Source organism: Streptomyces sp. NPDC017890, from assembly GCF_044328675.1.
In the GTDB taxonomy this organism is placed as follows: Bacteria; Actinomycetota; Actinomycetes; order Streptomycetales; family Streptomycetaceae; genus Streptomyces.
Genome location: NZ_JBIRHU010000003.1, coordinates 302,311 through 317,509, shown reverse-complemented (window position 1 = coordinate 317,509; position 15,199 = coordinate 302,311). Strand labels below are relative to the sequence as shown.

Annotated in this window: 17 protein-coding genes and 1 pseudogene; 12 read left to right on the top strand and 6 right to left on the bottom strand. The window is 72.8% G+C overall.

Annotated elements, in window-relative coordinates; genetic code table 11:
- Positions 1–38: 38 nt before the first annotated feature.
- Positions 39–920, bottom strand: coding sequence for a DUF4132 domain-containing protein (locus ACH4F2_RS06280; RefSeq protein ID WP_398131508.1), 882 nt, complete (start codon positions 918–920; stop codon positions 39–41).
- A gap of 210 nt (positions 921–1,130) precedes the next feature.
- Between ACH4F2_RS06280 and ACH4F2_RS06275 the strand changes: the two genes are divergently transcribed.
- Genes ACH4F2_RS06275 through ACH4F2_RS06265 form a run of 3 tightly spaced genes read left to right on the top strand, consistent with a single transcriptional unit; the run spans position 1,131 to position 3,339 of the window.
- Positions 1,131–2,204, top strand: a complete 1,074-nt coding sequence (locus ACH4F2_RS06275; RefSeq protein WP_398131507.1) for a Rieske 2Fe-2S domain-containing protein — start codon at positions 1,131–1,133, stop codon at positions 2,202–2,204.
- Positions 2,201–2,404: a hypothetical protein gene (locus ACH4F2_RS06270; RefSeq protein ID WP_398131506.1), complete on the top strand. Its 204-nt coding sequence runs from the start codon at positions 2,201–2,203 to the stop codon at positions 2,402–2,404. Before ACH4F2_RS06275 ends, ACH4F2_RS06270 begins: the two co-directional genes overlap by 4 nt.
- Positions 2,401–3,339: a PDR/VanB family oxidoreductase gene (locus tag ACH4F2_RS06265; RefSeq protein ID WP_398131505.1), complete on the top strand. Its 939-nt coding sequence runs from the start codon at positions 2,401–2,403 to the stop codon at positions 3,337–3,339. The genes ACH4F2_RS06270 and ACH4F2_RS06265 overlap by 4 nt, the downstream gene beginning before the upstream one ends.
- On the opposite strand, the pseudogene ACH4F2_RS06260 reads toward ACH4F2_RS06265, so the two are convergent.
- A pseudogene (locus tag ACH4F2_RS06260) lies at positions 3,290–4,119 on the bottom strand (IclR family transcriptional regulator C-terminal domain-containing protein). The gene ACH4F2_RS06265 and the pseudogene ACH4F2_RS06260 sit on opposite strands and share 50 nt — an antisense overlap.
- A 265-nt stretch (positions 4,120–4,384) precedes the next feature.
- Between ACH4F2_RS06260 and ACH4F2_RS06255 the strand changes: the two are divergent.
- Genes ACH4F2_RS06255 through ACH4F2_RS06240 form a run of 4 tightly spaced genes read left to right on the top strand, consistent with a single transcriptional unit; the run spans position 4,385 to position 7,726 of the window.
- Positions 4,385–5,353, top strand: coding sequence for an ABC transporter substrate-binding protein (locus tag ACH4F2_RS06255; protein ID WP_398131504.1), 969 nt, complete (start codon positions 4,385–4,387; stop codon positions 5,351–5,353).
- A complete protein-coding gene (locus ACH4F2_RS06250; RefSeq protein ID WP_398131503.1) occupies positions 5,350–6,123 on the top strand; it encodes an ABC transporter permease in 774 nt (257 codons plus the stop codon). The genes ACH4F2_RS06255 and ACH4F2_RS06250 overlap by 4 nt, the downstream gene beginning before the upstream one ends.
- A complete protein-coding gene (locus ACH4F2_RS06245) occupies positions 6,120–6,908 on the top strand; it encodes an ABC transporter permease (protein WP_398131502.1) in 789 nt (262 codons plus the stop codon). Before ACH4F2_RS06250 ends, ACH4F2_RS06245 begins: the two co-directional genes overlap by 4 nt.
- Positions 6,909–6,919: 11 nt before the next feature.
- Positions 6,920–7,726, top strand: a complete 807-nt coding sequence (locus tag ACH4F2_RS06240; RefSeq protein WP_398131501.1) for an ABC transporter ATP-binding protein — start codon at positions 6,920–6,922, stop codon at positions 7,724–7,726.
- Positions 7,727–7,811: 85 nt separating this feature from the next.
- Here ACH4F2_RS06240 and ACH4F2_RS06235 read toward each other — a convergent pair whose 3' ends face one another.
- The gene (locus ACH4F2_RS06235) at positions 7,812–8,471 is read right to left on the bottom strand and encodes a hypothetical protein (RefSeq protein ID WP_398131500.1); all 660 of its coding nucleotides are present in this window, start codon (positions 8,469–8,471) and stop codon (positions 7,812–7,814) included.
- 230 nt (positions 8,472–8,701) lie between these two features.
- Between ACH4F2_RS06235 and ACH4F2_RS06230 the strand changes: the two genes are divergently transcribed.
- The 3 genes from ACH4F2_RS06230 (at position 8,702) to ACH4F2_RS06220 (ending at position 10,312) form a co-directional block, all read left to right on the top strand.
- The gene (locus ACH4F2_RS06230; RefSeq protein WP_398131592.1) at positions 8,702–9,358 is read left to right on the top strand and encodes a helix-turn-helix domain-containing protein; all 657 of its coding nucleotides are present in this window, start codon (positions 8,702–8,704) and stop codon (positions 9,356–9,358) included.
- Positions 9,359–9,390: 32 nt separating this feature from the next.
- Positions 9,391–9,930, top strand: a complete 540-nt coding sequence (locus ACH4F2_RS06225; RefSeq protein WP_398131591.1) for a toxin-antitoxin system, toxin component — start codon at positions 9,391–9,393, stop codon at positions 9,928–9,930.
- Between the two features lie 136 nt (positions 9,931–10,066).
- Positions 10,067–10,312: a hypothetical protein gene (locus ACH4F2_RS06220; protein ID WP_398131499.1), complete on the top strand. Its 246-nt coding sequence runs from the start codon at positions 10,067–10,069 to the stop codon at positions 10,310–10,312.
- Positions 10,313–10,457: 145 nt separating this feature from the next.
- Here ACH4F2_RS06220 and ACH4F2_RS06215 read toward each other — a convergent pair whose 3' ends face one another.
- The 3 genes from ACH4F2_RS06215 to ACH4F2_RS06205 form a co-directional block, all read right to left on the bottom strand.
- Complete coding sequence (locus tag ACH4F2_RS06215; protein ID WP_398131498.1) at positions 10,458–11,138, bottom strand: 4'-phosphopantetheinyl transferase; 681 nt, start codon at positions 11,136–11,138, stop codon at positions 10,458–10,460.
- On the bottom strand, positions 11,135–12,004 hold the full coding sequence (locus ACH4F2_RS06210; protein WP_398131497.1) for a metallophosphoesterase family protein: 870 nt from the start codon (positions 12,002–12,004) through the stop codon (positions 11,135–11,137). Before ACH4F2_RS06210 ends, ACH4F2_RS06215 begins: the two co-directional genes overlap by 4 nt.
- A 283-nt stretch (positions 12,005–12,287) precedes the next feature.
- Positions 12,288–13,625: a 6-phospho-beta-glucosidase gene (locus ACH4F2_RS06205; protein ID WP_398131496.1), complete on the bottom strand. Its 1,338-nt coding sequence runs from the start codon at positions 13,623–13,625 to the stop codon at positions 12,288–12,290.
- A 306-nt stretch (positions 13,626–13,931) separates the two neighbouring features.
- Here ACH4F2_RS06205 and ACH4F2_RS06200 point away from each other — a divergent pair, with 306 nt between their 5' ends.
- Together ACH4F2_RS06200 and ACH4F2_RS06195 are read left to right on the top strand one after the other, a co-directional pair.
- Complete coding sequence (locus ACH4F2_RS06200; RefSeq protein ID WP_398131495.1) at positions 13,932–14,837, top strand: IclR family transcriptional regulator C-terminal domain-containing protein; 906 nt, start codon at positions 13,932–13,934, stop codon at positions 14,835–14,837.
- Positions 14,834–15,190, top strand: coding sequence for a carbohydrate-binding protein (locus tag ACH4F2_RS06195; RefSeq protein ID WP_398131494.1), 357 nt, complete (start codon positions 14,834–14,836; stop codon positions 15,188–15,190). Before ACH4F2_RS06200 ends, ACH4F2_RS06195 begins: the two co-directional genes overlap by 4 nt.
- The last annotated feature ends 9 nt before the right edge of the window (positions 15,191–15,199 follow it).

Below are 15,199 nucleotides of genomic sequence, written 5' to 3'. Positions count from 1 at the left end.
GCTCACGTGCCTTTCGTGGATGTACGTACCGCTGCCGTTCACTCGGCGCCGTCCGTGGTCACGGTGCGGCCGGCGTGCAGCGCCGCGGCCATGCGCATGCCCTCGGACCAGGCCACGGGGCCGACCTCGGTCAGCGGGAGGCGCCGGTGCCCGTCCGCGTCGCTCCAGGTCAGGCTGCCGGTCCAGGCCTTCTCCTCGGTGTAGGGATCGCTCATGCCGACCGTGGCGGTGAAGACGCGTCCGGCGTCCCGGATCCTGTCGACGATGGCGCTGCCGGAGATCTTGTAGCCGAGGGACGTGGCACGGGAGGAGAGGTGGAACCACGAGCGGTACTCGGCGTCGGCGAACTCGGTGATCCGGTCGGCCCCGCCGTGGGTCCCGGTGGGTTTGCTCCAGGTGGCGCGGTGGATCTGTTCGACGCCCTGGGTCATCCCCGACTCCGCCGCGAAGGCGCGGAGTTCCTCGAGGCCGGGGAGGAGGACCGGATGGGGCATGGTCACCGTCGGAGCCGCCAGGCGGACGGTCTCGCCGTCCAGGTTCACCACCCGCAGTTCGCCCGAGTCGTCCGCGTCGCGCAGGAAGCCGACCTCTTGGGGGGTGGCACCGACGATAACGATGTCGCGGAGCGCCGCCCGCCATGCCTCGTCGGGCCAGACCCGGGCCAGCAGGCCGGTCGGCACCGGCAGGGAGGACACCATCCAGTCGGTGACCTGTGCCGCGCACTCGGCCGCGTGCCGGTCCAGCCACTCGGCGAAGCGCTGGAGTTCGACGACTTCGGGGCGGTCCCGGATCTCCGCCGGCAGACTTCGCTGCTGCTCGCCCTCCTGCCCGGCCGGCGTCGTTCCCGACGCGAGCCGGGCCGCCACCCGTCCCTCCACGAGCGCGACTTCGTAGGTGCCGCCCGCTGCCAGCCAACCCATAGGTTCTTCGCCTCTCCCACCACTCGGAACACGACACAGCGCCCGAGGCGGCCCCAATCGGCCCGCCCCGCTGTGACGTTGGCGAAAGACTAGGGGCACCCACCGACAGTCCCCCGGTGGAGCCCCCTTCCGTGAGGCGGAAGAAGCGTTGCCCGCCCGCGACGTCCTCCCCGACGATGCCACCACCCACGACGGACGGGAGCCGCAACGATGCCGCACATGACCGCCTTCGCCAGGAACCAGTGGTACGTCGCCGCCTACAGCCACGAGGTCGGCCGTGAGCTGCTGGGACGCACGATCCTCGGTGAGCCGCTCGTCCTCTACCGCACCGAAGGGGACGGGACGCCGGTCGTCCTGCACGACCGCTGCGTGCACCGCCGCTACCCGCTGTCCGAGGCGCCGACCCGGCTGGACGGCGACCGGATCGTGTGCGGATACCACGGGTTCACGTACGACACGACCGGCACCTGCGTGTACGTGCCGGGCCAGAAACGCGTCCCGCGCACCGCCCGCGTCGCCTCCTACCCGGTGGTGGAGCGGGACTCCCTGGTGTGGGTGTGGATCGGCGACCCGGCACCGGCCGACGCCGGGGCCGTGCCCCGGGCCCGGCACCTGGACTCCCCCGGCTGGGTCACGGTCCGGGGCATGGAGCCGATCGACGCCGACTACGGGCTGCTGGTCGACAACCTCCTCGACCTCTCCCACGAGACGTATCTGCACGGCGGTCACATCGGCACGCCCGAGGTCGCCGAGACTCCGATCACCACGGAGGTCGACGAGGGCGCCGGCATCGTCCGGGTGAGCCGGCGCATGGGCGACGCCGAGTGCCCGCCGTTCTACGCCGAGTCCACCGGCATCAGGGGGCGCATCGACCGGTGGCAGGACATCGAGTACCACGCGCCCTGTCTGTACGTCCTGCACAGCCGCATCGCCCCGACCGGTGTGGCGCCCGAGGCGGACGGCAGCGATCCGAACGGCTTCCACACCGAGATCACGTACGCCATCACACCGTCCGGCGACGGCAGGGTGTACGACTTCTGGGCGGTCTCGCGGGACTGGGCGACGGACAACGCCGAGATCACCGAGTTCCTGCGGGAGAACAACCGCACGGTCGTCATGCAGGACGTCGACGCGCTCAACCTGCTCCAGCGCACGCTCGGCACCGAGCGCACCGGTTACCAGGAGCTGAGCATCAACATCGACACCGGCGGCCTGGCCGCCCGCCGCATCCTCGCCCGGCTGGCCGAGGAGGGCGACAAGCCCGTGGAACGGACGGCTCGATGAACGGGCGCACCGGCGAGGTCTACCGCATCGACTGGCTTCCGGGCACCGACGTCCTGCACGGCACCTGCCATTGCGGCGCCGAGCACACCGCCGATGACCCCGTGGCAATGTGGGACTGGATGCTCGCCCACCCGCAAGGACACCCGCAAGGAACCCCACAGGGACATCCGCAGGGAAAGCACCGGGGAAACGACTCATGACCCTGTACGAAGCCGAACTCGTCGTCGACCGCCGGGACACCGCGGCCGACGGCGTGCTCACCCTCGTCCTGCGCCACCCGCTGGGCGAACCGCTGCCCGCCTGGGAGCCGGGCGCCCACATCGACGTCGTCCTCGCGCCGGGCCTGGAGCGGCAGTACTCCCTGTGCGGCGACCCGGCCGACCGCGCGGTGTGGCGGATCGCCGTGCTCCGCGAGGCGGCGGGGCGGGGAGGATCGGCGTACGTCCATGGCGGGCTGAGGACCGGCGACAAGGTCCGCGTACGAGGACCGCGCAACCACTTCCGGCTGGAGACGGCTCCCCTGTACCGCTTCGTCGCGGGCGGCATCGGCATCACCCCGATCCTGCCCATGCTGGCCGCCGCCGAGGAGGCGGACGCCGAGTGGAGCCTGCTGTACGGCGGGCGGACGCGGAACTCCATGGCGTTCACCGGGGAGTTGGAGCGGTACGGCGACCGGGTCACGATCGTCCCCGAGGACGAGTCGGGACTGCTGGACCTCGCCTCCCTGCTCGACGAGGTACCCGAGGGCACCCTCGTCTACTGCTGTGGGCCCGCGCCGCTGCTGGACGCCGTCGAGGCGCGCTGCCCGGCCGGGATCCTGCGCCTGGAGCGGTTCCGCCCGAAGGAGGCGGGGGCGAGGAGCCCGGACACGGAGTTCGAGGTCGTCCTCGCGCGCGGCGGGCGCACGGTCGTCGTCCCGCCCGGCGTCTCCGTCCTGGACGCCGTCCGCTCAGCAGGCGTCGAGGTGCTCCACTCCTGCGCGGAGGGCACCTGCGGCACCTGCGAGACCGACGTCGTCGAGGGCGAGCCGGACCACCGGGACTCGGTGCTCACCGACGAGGAACGGGCCGCCGGACAGACCATGCTCATCTGCGTGTCCCGCTGTCGTGGCCGGCGGCTCGTGCTGGACCTGTGATGCCCAGACCGGTGATCCTGAGGCCCGCGTCGATCCGGGTGACGGTGGCGAGGAGGTGCGGCAGCAGGTCCCGGCGCACGGACTCCAGGTCGTTGCGGCCGGCATGCACCGCGATGTTCAGGGCCGGCGACCACCTCGCCGTCACGGTCCCGCACCGGCGCGGCGACGGATCGGAGGCCGTCCTCCAGTTCCAGGTCGACGAGCGCGTAGCCCTGGCGCCGCACCCGGCGCAGTTCCGCGCGCAGGGCGTCCGCCGAGGTGAGTGTGCGGGCGGTGTGCGGGCACAGGTCGGCCCGGGCGAGCCGGGACTCGATCTCGGCGTCCGGCAGGCCGGCGAGGATGACCCGGCCCACGGAGGTGAGGTGCGCCGGGAAGCGGGTGCCGACGGTGATCGACGCGGATGATGCGACTGGTCGGGACGCGGGCGACGTACACGACGTCCTCGCCGTCCAGGACGCACAGCGAGGACGACTCCCTCACCTGCGCCACGAGTTGTTCCAGATGCGGTTCGGCGATCTGCGGCAGCGTGAAGCCGGCCAGGTAGGAGTAGCCGAGTTCCAGCACGCGCGGGGTGAGGCGGAAGAGCCGGCCGTCGGTGTGGACGTAGCCGAGGTCGGCCAGGGTGAGCAGGAAGCGGCGGGCCGCGGCGCGGGTCAGCTCGCAGGCGCGGGCGACCTCGCCCAGGGTCAGCGCCGGGTGGTCGGCGTCGAAGGCCCGGATGACGGCGAGGCCCCGTTCGAAGGACCTCACGAAGTGCGGTGCGCGGGCTGCATCGGGCATCTGGCCTCCGGCAAAGGCCTCACGGCAGGACGTGCGGCACGAACGACCGTACGCGGTGCGGGCGCTACGAGTGCGTGTCCCGCACTGTCAACGACTCCGGGCCGGAGCCTCAACGACCCGTATTCGCACGGGCATTGACCCGGCATCGGCGCGGGCTCTACGTTCCCGTGAGCACGTTCCCGCTGAACACGTTCCCGCTGAACACACTCGTACTGTCTGCGCACAGCCTGTCGGAGTACCTGGTCCGGTCCCACAGGGGGAGTTCATGCGTCGTCTGTTCGTCGGCCTCACGGCCGTGTCCGTTCTGGCCGCCGCGACGGCGTGCGGCTCGTCCGATTCCGGGGGGCCGGACGATGCCGGTTCGTCCGGCGGCACCACCGCGGTCAAGGTGGGCCTCATCCCCATCGTCGACGTCGCCCCCCTGTATCTGGGGCAGAAGAAGGGCTTCTTCGACGAGCGCGGACTGAAACTGTCCTTCTCCGGCGCGCAGGGCGGCGCGGCGATCGTGCCCGGAGTGGTCAGCGGCCAGTTCGAGTTCGGTTTCAGCAACATGACCTCCCTCATGATCGCCCAGTCCAGCAAGGTGCCCGTCAAGGCGGTGGCCAACGGCATCGCCTCGACCGGCGTACGCGGCAAGGACTTCGAGGCCCTCACCGTCAAGGGCGACAGCCCGATCAAGTCGGCGAAGGAGCTGGAGGGCAAGAAGGTCGCCATCAACACACTGAAGAACATCAACGAGACGGCGGTACGGGCCTCCGTCGGCGCCGCGGGCGGCGACCCCGACAAGGTGGACTTCGTCGAGCTGGCCTTCGACCAGATGCCGGCCGCGCTCGACGGCGGGCGGATCGACGCGGCCATGGTGGTGGAACCGGCACTGGCCACGGTCAAGAACCAGGGCGGCCGGGAGATCGCCTCCCCCATGGTCGACATCCATCCGAATCTGACGGTCGCCATGTACTTCACCTCCACGCGGTACGCGCAGGAGAACCCGGATGTGGTGAAGAAGTTCCAGGAGGCCACCGCCGAGTCTCTCGCGTACGCCGACACCCACCCCGACGAGGTCCGCGAGATCATCACCACGTACACCAAGATCCCGGCTGACGTGCTGGCGAAGGTGACCCTGCCGAAGTGGCCGGCCGAACCGGACCGCTCCTCCCTCCACGCGCTGGGCAAACTCGGTTACGCGGACGGCCTGTTCAAGCGGTTCCCCGACCTGGACGCCCTGCTGCCGTGAAGGGGGAGAACGCCGCGCTGGGCGCGGCCGGGCTCGCGGCCTTCCTCGCCCTGGGCGAGGCGGTGCCGCGCCTCGGGCTGGTCAAGGAGGAGTACTTCCCGCCGGCCAGCCGCATCGCCGACGCGCTCGGCACGGAGGCCGCGGACGGCGCCTTCTGGACCGCGCTCGGCGACACCCTCACCGGCTGGGCGCTGGGCCTGGCGCTCGCGGTCGTCGCGGGCATCGCCGTAGGCGTGCTCCTCGCGGTGGTGCCGTACCTGCGCGAGGCGACGGCGTCCACGATCGAGTTCCTGCGCCCGATCCCGTCGGTCGCGCTGATCCCGCTGGCCGTGCTGCTGTACGGCACCGAGCTGCGGTCGGTACTGCTCCTGGTCGTGTACGCCTCCTTCTGGCAGGTGCTGATCCAGGTCCTGTACGGCGTCCAGGACGTCGACCCGGTCGCCGAGGAGACGGCGCGGTCGTACGGTCTGGGCACCTGGGCGCGCATCCGGCACGTGCTGTGGCCGACCGCGCTGCCGTACGTCATGACCGGGGTGCGCCTCGCGGCGGCCGTCGCGCTGATCCTCGCCATCACCGCCGAACTCGTCATCGGGGCGCCGGGGCTGGGTGCTCGGATCGCCGTCGCGCAGACCTCGCAGGCCGTGCCCGAGATGTACGCGCTGATCGTCGTCGCCGGTCTGCTGGGGCTGCTGATCAACGTCGGAGCGCGTTCGGTGGAGCGGCGGGCACTGGCCTGGCACCAGTCGGTGCGCGGGGAGGTGGCGGTGTGAGGCGCGTACTGCTTCGGCCGGCGTTCGCGTTCGCGCTGCCCGCCGTGCTGGTGGCCGTCTGGTGGGCGGCGTCGGCGGACAGCAAGGACGTGTACTGGCCGCCGCTGCGCACGATCCTGCAGAGCTTCCCGGACGTGTGGACCGGCGAACGGTGGCGCGGTGACGTGCTGCCCAGCGTGCTCAGACTCGCGGCGGGCTACGCGCTCGCGGCCGTGGCCGGCGTCGCGCTCGGCACGCTCATCGGCTCCTACCGGCGGGTGCGGGCGGTGTGCGAGCCGGTACTGGAGTTCCTGCGGGCGGTGCCGCCGCCGGTGCTCGTGCCGGTGATCATGCTCTTCGCGGGCATCGGCGACACGATGAGGATCGTCGTCATCGCCACCGGCTGTATGTGGCCGGTACTGCTCAACACGGTCGAGGGGGTGCGGGCGGTCGACGCGGTGACGGCCGAGACGGCCCGCTCCTACGGCATCACGGGTGTCGCGCGGCTGCGGCACGTGGTGCTGCGCTCGGCGAGCCCGCAGATCTTCGCGGGTCTGCGCCAGGCGCTGTCGATCGGCATCATCCTGATGGTGATCAGCGAGATGTTCGCCGCCGGCAACGGGCTCGGTTTCACCATCGTGCAGTTCCAGCGCTCCTTCGCCATCCCCGACATGTGGACCGGCATCCTCCTGCTCGGTCTGCTCGGCTTCGTGCTCTCGGTCCTCTTCCAGCTGGTCGAGCGCCGGGCGCTCGCCTGGTACCACGGCCTGCGCGCCGCCGCCCGGCGGCCCGGTCGAAGCTCCTGAAAGGGCGGTCCATGCTCGAGGTACGCGGCCTGAAGAAGGTGTACGAGGGATCGGGGCGACGCGTCGAGGCGGTGCGCGACCTGACCTTCACCGTGGCGGCCGGGGAACTGGTCTGCCTGGTCGGCCCGTCCGGCTGCGGCAAGACGACGCTGCTGAGGTGCGTGGGCGGACTCCTCGCCCCGACGGCCGGCGAGGTGTTCCTGGCCGGCCGGAAGGTGCACGGCCCGCCGCCCGGGACGGCGTTCGTCTTCCAGGAGTACGGGCGGAGCCTGTTCCCCTGGATGCGGGTCGGCGAGAACGTCGGACTGCCCCTGAGACGCAAGGACCTGAGCAAGGCGCGGCGACGGGGGCTGGTCGCCGATGCCCTCGCCTCGGTCGGCCTGGCGGACGTCGCCGGGGCGTACCCGTGGCAGCTGTCCGGCGGCATGCAGCAGCGGGTGGCGATCGCGCGGGCGCTGGCGTACGAGCCCGAAGTGCTGTTGATGGACGAGCCGTTCGCGGCGGTCGACGCGCAGACCCGTGCCGACCTGGAGGACCTGGTACGGCGGCTGTGGCGGGAGCGCGGGATCACCGTCCTGTTCGTCACCCATGACATCGACGAGGCCGTCTACCTCGGCGAACGCGTGGTCGTGCTGTCCGCTTCCCCCACCGTCGTACGGGAGCAGCTCGAGGTCGACCTGCCGGCCGAACGGGACCAGGTGCACACGCGGGTGGCCCCGCGCTTCGCCGAGCTGCGCACCCGTGTGTACGAGCAGATCCAGGCGGCGAAACGCCGGGTGCCCCAGCCGGTCAAGACGGACGTGCCGCCACCTCACTGACCGGCGACCACGTCGCGTACGCCGACGACGCCCGCCCCGCGCCTCCACCGGGGCGGGTACACGGGCCGTGGGAGGCCGGGCGTCGTCACTCGGGGGCGGGGACCACTCTCAGGTGGGCGGCCGTGCGGCGGGGGCGCACGGGGCGTGGCGGGGTGCGGCGCGGCTCGCGCAGGACCAGCGTCAGCCGGGTGTAGCCCAGCTCCTCCAGCGCCCGGGTGGTTTCGACCACGACCCGGCACTCGGTGTCGCCCCAGCGCGGGTCGGGGTGGTGCAGCGGCCGCACGGCGCCGTCGTGTTCGACGGCCTCCGCGCCGACGGCCCGGACCCAGTGCGGCAGGCCCTGGCGGTAGGCGGCCTCCATGATCGGGTCCTGGGCGATGTCACGCCGGACGGCCTGCAGGCCGGGGTCGTGGCCGTGCCGCTCCAGGGCGGCGGCGAAGTGCGCCAGCATCGGCAGGCACCAGCTCGACTCGTGCTCCCCGAGGACCGCGGACGCCTCCGGGTGGAAGAGGACGAACCTGAGGAAGTTGTCCCCCGGCATGGCCGTCGGATGCTGCCCGGCCCCCCGGAAGAGTGTCCGGAAGGCGCCGTTGGTGATCACCACGTCCCAGCGGTGGTCGACGACCAGGGACGGAAAGGGGACGCCCTCCAGGAGCGCGGTGTAGTCCTGGAGATACGCCTGGGCCCCGGGGGTCGCGGGGGCGGGCCGCGGCGCCGGCCGCTGCCCTCCTGCCTGAAATGCCATCGGGAGGTCACCCCTCTTGCCTATGCGGCCTTCTCGCGGCGTCCCGATCCTGATGCCCCGACGGAGGCGTGTCAACTATCGTGGCATTTCGTGCCTGTTGACGGCTGAAATTGGCCACAGTTGTGGCGAGACCTGGATGTGAGTTCGAGTGGCAGGCTACTCTCCCGGAGTTCACGGCAACCGCTTGTGAGAAGCCTGTGAGGCCTGTGAAAGACGTAGAAGAGCTGTCGGTGGCGGGTGGCTTCGAGGGTCCGGGCGCCGTGCCGACAACCGCGCTGCCCTCCGTCGTCGCCCGCGTCACCGCACTCGCGGACCGGCTCGGCGTGCCGCACGCCGAGGTCTTCGAAGTCGGCCGCCTGTCCGCCGCCTCCGGTGTCCCCGGGCCCGTGGTGGGCGCCCTGCTGGCCGGCCGCCCGGCGGGTGAACCCGATGTGCAGGCCCGGTTCGTGCAGCGTCTGGACCTGCTGCGCCGCACCCGGGTGAAGCCGAACGGCCGCAAGTACACCCAGCAGGAGATCGCCGACGGCGCCGGCATGTCCCGGCAGCAGGCGGGCGCCCTCATCAACGGCGACCGGCGGCCCACCATGGAGCACTGCGACGCCATCCAGCGTTTCTTCCGGGTGCACGCCGGGTTCCTCACCGCCGAGGACCCCGAGGCGCTCGCGGGCGCCCTGCGCCACACCGAGCAGGAGCTGTTGCAGCAGCTCGCCGACCGGGAGCGGAAGGCGGCGGCCGCCGACGGTGACCCGCTGGAGCGGCTGCTGCAGGACCACGGCGTGCGCGGCATCGCCTGGCGGGCCGCTCAACTGCCCACCGACCAGCACCGTGACAAGGTCGCCGAGTGGCTGGACATGCTCCTGGAGAACGTCAAGCGGCCCGAGTCGTGAGCCTGGGGAGAGACGTGGGCATCGGTAAGGAGATGCGCCGCCTGTGCGGCGAGTTGGTCGAGGAGCTGACGCTTTCCGCCCCGGCGCGGCCCACCGAGCTGTACGCCGCGCTGTGCGAGGGGATGAGCAGACGGAGGGGCCGTCCGGTGCTGTTCCGCATGGCTGCCTTTCCCCCCGGGACCGCCAGCGGCCTGTGGCTGGACATGACCGACCAGGACCTGGTCGTCGTCGAGGAACGCACCGCGCCCGATCACCAGTTGGTGATCCTGGGTCACGAGCTGTGGCACATGAAGGCCGGGCACTGCGGCCACCACGTCGAGGGCGCCGCGGTCGCGGCCCGGCTCCTCGACGGGGACGGCCCGGACCGGGACGAGGAGGCTCTGCGCGCGACCGTGCGCACCGTAGCCGCGCGTTCCCGCTTCGACCTCGCCGACGAGAAGGAGGCGGAGGCCTTCGGGCTGCTGCTGGCCAGTAAGTGCCGGACCTGGCTGGCCGGTTCGTCACTGCGCGGACCGGTGCAGCGGGATCACCTGGCCGGGCGGATCGGGGCGTCGCTGGGCTACCTGGGCTGATGGCTCGATCGGCTCATGCCGGGCGGCGGGCGGGCGCGGCTCGGTGGGATTGTCAGTGGCGGGCGGCAAGCTGGGAGTGTGCCGCCGCCGTGCGGGGGCGCGTGACCACTGACGTCGTTGTGGGGAGAGCCGACCGATGACCACCGCCGTACTGACCGACCACGAGCGCACCGCTGTTCAGGCCTACCTGCGGCTTCTGCACACCGTGCGGGCGGGTCTCGACGGTCTCGACACCGCGCCGGGGCCGGCCGACGCCGCTCGTCCGCCCGTCGTCCCGCCCTCCGTCCTGGCCGAGGCGGAACAGGCGCTCGATGCCGCGGGGCTGGCGGGGAACGAGGAGGAGTTCTTCCGGCTGCTGCGGAGCTGGTGCCCCCGGCCGTGACGCGGTGCCCGGCGGACGGTCCACGCGCCGCACGCGGGCCGGGCAGGCAGGGAGGGAGGGAGGGCGGAGGGGCCGCAGGGCGCGCGGGGGAGCTCGGTCGTGCGGTCCCGTCCGCCGGACGAGGCGGGCCGCGGCGCCCGACGGCTCAGGTGTGCGGGACCGTGACCGCCGTGGCGACCAGGCCCTGCCGGGCGGTCCAACGACCGTGGAAGTGGGTCAGGCGCCGGCCGCCCACGGTCGGTCCCGGCACCAGGAGGGCGGCGCTCAGGGTGCCGCGGCGCGGGTCGACGGGGTCCACGGAGATCTCGATGTCGGCCTCCATGAAGTCCAGCCACTGCCCGGTGAGGGGGAACCACGCCTTGTAGACGGACTCCTTGGCGCTGAACAGCAACCGGTCCCAGTGGACGCCCGGACACTCCTCGGCCAGTCGGCGCAGTCGCTGTGCCTCCACGGGCAGGGACACGGTGGGCAGGACGCCGTCCGGGAGCGGCCCGTCGGGTTCGGCGTCGATGCCGAGGGAGGCCAGGTCGGTGACGCGGACCAGGGCGGCGGCGCAGTAGCCGTCGCAGTGGGTCATGCTGCCGGTCAAGCCGTCCGGCCAGCACGGCGCCCCGCGTTCGCCGGTCAGTACGGGCTGCGCGGGCACACCGAGCTTCTCCATGGCCCGGCGGGCACAGGACCGGACGACGGTGAACTCCCGGCGGCGCTTGGCGACCGCCCGCGCCACGATCGCCTCCTCCTCGGGGTAGAGGGGCAGGTGTCCGGTGTCGTCGTGGCCGTGGGCCTCCACGGTGACGACCGTGTCGGGCAGCAGCTCCTCGATCACCGGGCCACCTCCTCACGCGACGCCGACGGCAGGATGCGGCGCAGCCGTCCCGGCGGCCCCGTCCGCTTGCGCCATTCGCGGGGGTAGCCCACCGACACCTCCTCGAAGCGGACGCCCTCGTGCCAGGTGGTCCGCGGGATGTGCAGATGCCCGTAGACCATGGTGTCGACCCGGAATCTGCGGTGCCAGTCGGCGGTCAGGCGGGTGCCGCACCACATGGCGAACTCGGGGTGCCACAGGACGTCCATGGGGTGCCGGTCCAGCGGGTAGTGGTTGACGAGGACCGTCGGCAGCCCGGCGGGGAGCTCGGCGAGCCTGCGTTCGGTCTCGGCGACCCGCGCCCGGCACCATGCCTCGCGGCTGGGATACGGGTCGGGGTGCAGCAGGAACTCGTCGCTGCACACGATGCCGGTGCCGTGGGCGTACGCCAGTCCCTCGGCCTTGGTCGCACATCCGGCGGGCAGGAACGAGTAGTCGTAGAGCAGGAACAGCGGTGCGACGACCGCCGGACCGCCGACCCCCTCCCACACGGGGTACGGGTCCTCGGGTGTCGTCACGCCCAGTTCGCGGCACATCTCGACGAGGTGCTCGTAGCGGGCGACCCCTCGGAGGGTGACGGGGTCGCCCGGGTGGGTCCACAGTTCGTGGTTGCCGGGGGCCCAGACGACCCGGCGGAAGCGGGCCGCGAGGGTACCGAGGGCCCAGCGGATGTCGGCGACCGTCTCCGCCACGTCGCCGGCCACCAGGAGCCAGTCGTCGTCGGAGCCGGGACGCATCTCCTCGACCAGGGCGCGGTTCTCCGCGTAGCCGATGTGCAAGTCGCTGATGGCCCACAGCTGCCCCGGGCCGCCGACCGTCGACGTCATCCCGCACCCCTTCCAGACACGCGTTCGCCGCCACGAGATCACATCCCGGCCCCCGGTCACAAGGGCGGCTCGCCCCGCCGGACCAGGTCCTCCCCGCAGCACCTCACGGGGCCGCGCTCCGAACGCGCGGGGACGCACAGCCGCAACGGCGTCGCTCGGACCGCAGGACGCCCGGCCGGATGGATCGGCGCACGTGGCCCTGTGACGCCCGCCCGGTTCCCGGCGCGGCCCCGCGCGGGGCCGCGCCGGCCGCCCGCGACCGACGGCTCCCTTCCCGCCGGCCCTACCTCAGGTACCCCAGGCCGGCGTGGGCCGCCGTGTAGCCGTCGACCAGGCGGTGGGCGACGTTGACCGAGTCGACGAGGGGGTGCAGGGCGAAGGCGCGTACCGCTGCCGTACGGGAGCCCGAGTCGGCCGCCGACAGGACCTCGCGCTCGACCGCCTTGACCGCGCAGACCAGGCCGGTGGCGTGGCCCGGCAGTGGATCCACGGCCACGGGGTGGGCGCCGTTCGCGTCGACCAGGCACGGCACCTCGATCACGGCGTCGGGGTCGAGGGCCGACAGCGTGCCGCGGTTGCGGACGTTGAGGATCAGGGTGGTGCGCTCGTCGCGGGCGACGGCCCTCATCAGTGCCAGGGCCACCTTCTCGTAGCCGCCGGACAGGTCGTCGGCCTCGCGTTCGCCCGCGCCCGCCGTCTCCCGGTTCTCGGCCATGTAGGTGGCCTCGCGTTCGGCACGGGTGCGGTCCCAGGTGGCCAGCGCCGGGGCGTCGGGGTGCCGCATCCGGTCGTAGAAGCGGGCCTGCTGGTCGCGCAGGAAGGCGCCGCGGGTGCGGTCCGCCTCCTGGTAGGCGCGGACGGTTTCCCGGTTGAAGTAGTAGTAGTGCAGGTATTCGTTGGGGATCGCGCCCAGGGAGCGCAGCCATTCGGGGCCGAAGAGCCGGCCCTCCTCGAAGGAGCCCAGCAGCGCCGGGTCGGCGAGCAGCCGCGGGAGTTCGTCGCGGCCGGCGACACGCAGGCCGCGGACCCAGCCGAGGTGGTTGAGACCGACGTAGTCGATCCAGGCCCGGTCCGGGTCGGCGCCCAGCACGCGGGCGATGCGCCGGCCGAGGCCGACCGGAGAGTCGCAGATGCCGATGACCCGGTCGCCGAGGTGCCGGGACATGGCCTCGGTGACCAGACCGGCCGGGTTGGTGAAGTTGATGACCCAGGCGTCCGGCGCCAGCCGGGCCACGCGGCGCGCGATGTCGACGGCGACCGGAACGGTCCGCAGTCCGTACGCGATGCCGCCCGCGCCGACCGTCTCCTGCCCGAGGACGCCCTCGGCGAGCGCCACCCGTTCGTCGTCGGCCCTGCCTTCCAGGCCGCCGACGCGGATCGCGGAGAACACGAAGTCGGCGCCCCGCAGGGCCTCGTCCAGGTCGGTGGTGGCGGTCACCTCCGGCGCGTCGGGCATCCCGGCGGCCTGCTCGGCCAGTACCCGGGTGACCGCGGACAGCCGGGCCGCCTCCAGGTCGTGCAGCACGACATGTGTCACGCGTCCCTCGCCCCGGTCCGCGAGGAGCGCCCCGTACACGAGCGGCACCCGGAATCCGCCGCCGCCCAGAATCGTCAGCCTCACGCCCGCACCCTTCCGTCACCCGGCCCGTCTTCCGTCTGGCGCCGATCATGGCACGCTCCGGAGGCCGCATCGCCGCCTCCGGCAACGGACCGGTCGGCCACAGGGGCAGGGGCCGCACCGCGATCACCGCCCTCGGGACACGCTCCCGGGCGGTCCGGGCCGCCCGCCGGACCTCTGTGCCGGGCCCGGCGGGCGCCGTACGCTCGGCCCGACGACCCCCGCCTCGGCCCGACGATCCCCGCCCCGCCTCGCCCCGCCCCGCCTCGCCTCGCCTCGCCTCGCCTCGCCATGAGGAGGATGCCTGCCATGACCGCCCTCCCCCACTCTCGGCTCCGCCCGCGCGGGGGTGCCCCCACCGCCCCCGACCGGCTGCTGTCCGTGCTCGCCGTGTTCGACCACGCGCACCCGGCGCTGTGCCTGACGGACATCAGCCGCCGGGCCGGGCTGAGCCTGACCACCGCGCACCGGCTGGTGGGCGCACTCACCGAGTGGGGCGCGCTGGAGCGGGACGAGTCGGGGGTCTACCACGTCGGACTGCGGCTGTGGGAGGTCGCCGCGCTCGCCCCGCGCGGTCTCGCGCTGCGTCAGGTCGCGCTGCCGTACCTGGAGGACCTGTACGAGGCGACGCACGAGAACGTGCAGCTGGCGGTGCGCGACGGTGGCGAGGTCGTCTACACCGAGTGGCTGGCAGGGCGGTCGTCGGTCGGCGTGCACATCCGCGTCGGCGCCCGCTGGCCGCTGCACGCCACCGGTGTCGGCCTCGCCCTGCTCGCGCACGGCGAACCGGAGTTCCAGGAGGCGTACCGCGCGGGCCCGCTCGACGCCTTCACCCCGTACACGATCACCGACCCGGGACGGCTGCGCCGCGTCCTGGCCGAGGTGCGGCGCACCGGTGCGGCGGTGAGCGACCGTCAGGTCACGGACGACGCCCTGTCGGTGGCCGCTGCGGTGCGGGGTCCCGACGGCACGGTGACCGCCGCCGTGTCGGTCGTCGTACCGCACGCGGACGCACAGGTGCCCGCCCTGGTCCCCCGGACGCCTTCGGCGGCGGCCCGGACGCCGGCACCCAGCCCGGCCACTCCATGCTCGTGGACTACGTCCAGGTGCTGTCGGCCGATGGGAGCGGTACCACGCCTCCGCCGACCGGCGGCGACCGCGACGCGTACGCCGCCGTCGAGGCCGAGTCGTACGACACCCAGTCCGGCACGATGACCGAGGGCACCTCGGACTCGGGCGGTGGCCGCAGCCTCGGCGCGCTCGCGAACGGCGACTGGGCGCAGTACAAGGGCGTGAACTTCGGTTCGAGCCCGGCGACGCAGTTCAGGGCCCGGGTGGCGAGCGGTGCGCCGGCCGGGGTCAGCGGTCTGGTGGAGGTGCGCCTGGACAGCCGCACCAGTACGCCGATCGGCAGCTTCGCGGTGGGCAACACCGGCGGCTGGCAGTCCTGGCGGACGATCCCGGCGAACATCGGCGCGGTGACGGGCACGCACGACGTGTACCTGACCTTCACCAGCGGCCAGCCCGCCGACTTCGTGAACGTGAACTGGTTCGGCTTCGGCCGCTGACCGCTCGCC

What these genes read in the sequence shown, in the direction of transcription:
- ACH4F2_RS06195 (WP_398131494.1), top strand. Translation starts at nt 14,834, where the DNA reads ATGACCGAGGGCACCTCGGACTCGGGCGGTGGCCGCAGCCTCGGCGCG.
- ACH4F2_RS06225 (WP_398131591.1), top strand. Translation starts at nt 9,391, where the DNA reads ATGCGCCGCCTGTGCGGCGAGTTGGTCGAGGAGCTGACGCTTTCCGCC.
- ACH4F2_RS06240 (WP_398131501.1), top strand. Translation starts at nt 6,920, where the DNA reads ATGCTCGAGGTACGCGGCCTGAAGAAGGTGTACGAGGGATCGGGGCGA.
- ACH4F2_RS06255 (WP_398131504.1), top strand. Translation starts at nt 4,385, where the DNA reads ATGCGTCGTCTGTTCGTCGGCCTCACGGCCGTGTCCGTTCTGGCCGCC.
- ACH4F2_RS06275 (WP_398131507.1), top strand. Translation starts at nt 1,131, where the DNA reads ATGCCGCACATGACCGCCTTCGCCAGGAACCAGTGGTACGTCGCCGCC.
- ACH4F2_RS06210 (WP_398131497.1), bottom strand. Translation starts at nt 12,004, where the DNA reads ATGACGTCGACGGTCGGCGGCCCGGGGCAGCTGTGGGCCATCAGCGAC.
- ACH4F2_RS06235 (WP_398131500.1), bottom strand. Translation starts at nt 8,471, where the DNA reads ATGGCATTTCAGGCAGGAGGGCAGCGGCCGGCGCCGCGGCCCGCCCCC.
- ACH4F2_RS06220 (WP_398131499.1), top strand. Translation starts at nt 10,067, where the DNA reads ATGACCACCGCCGTACTGACCGACCACGAGCGCACCGCTGTTCAGGCC.
- ACH4F2_RS06270 (WP_398131506.1), top strand. Translation starts at nt 2,201, where the DNA reads ATGAACGGGCGCACCGGCGAGGTCTACCGCATCGACTGGCTTCCGGGC.
- ACH4F2_RS06200 (WP_398131495.1), top strand. Translation starts at nt 13,932, where the DNA reads ATGACCGCCCTCCCCCACTCTCGGCTCCGCCCGCGCGGGGGTGCCCCC.
- ACH4F2_RS06265 (WP_398131505.1), top strand. Translation starts at nt 2,401, where the DNA reads ATGACCCTGTACGAAGCCGAACTCGTCGTCGACCGCCGGGACACCGCG.
- ACH4F2_RS06280 (WP_398131508.1), bottom strand. Translation starts at nt 920, where the DNA reads ATGGGTTGGCTGGCAGCGGGCGGCACCTACGAAGTCGCGCTCGTGGAG.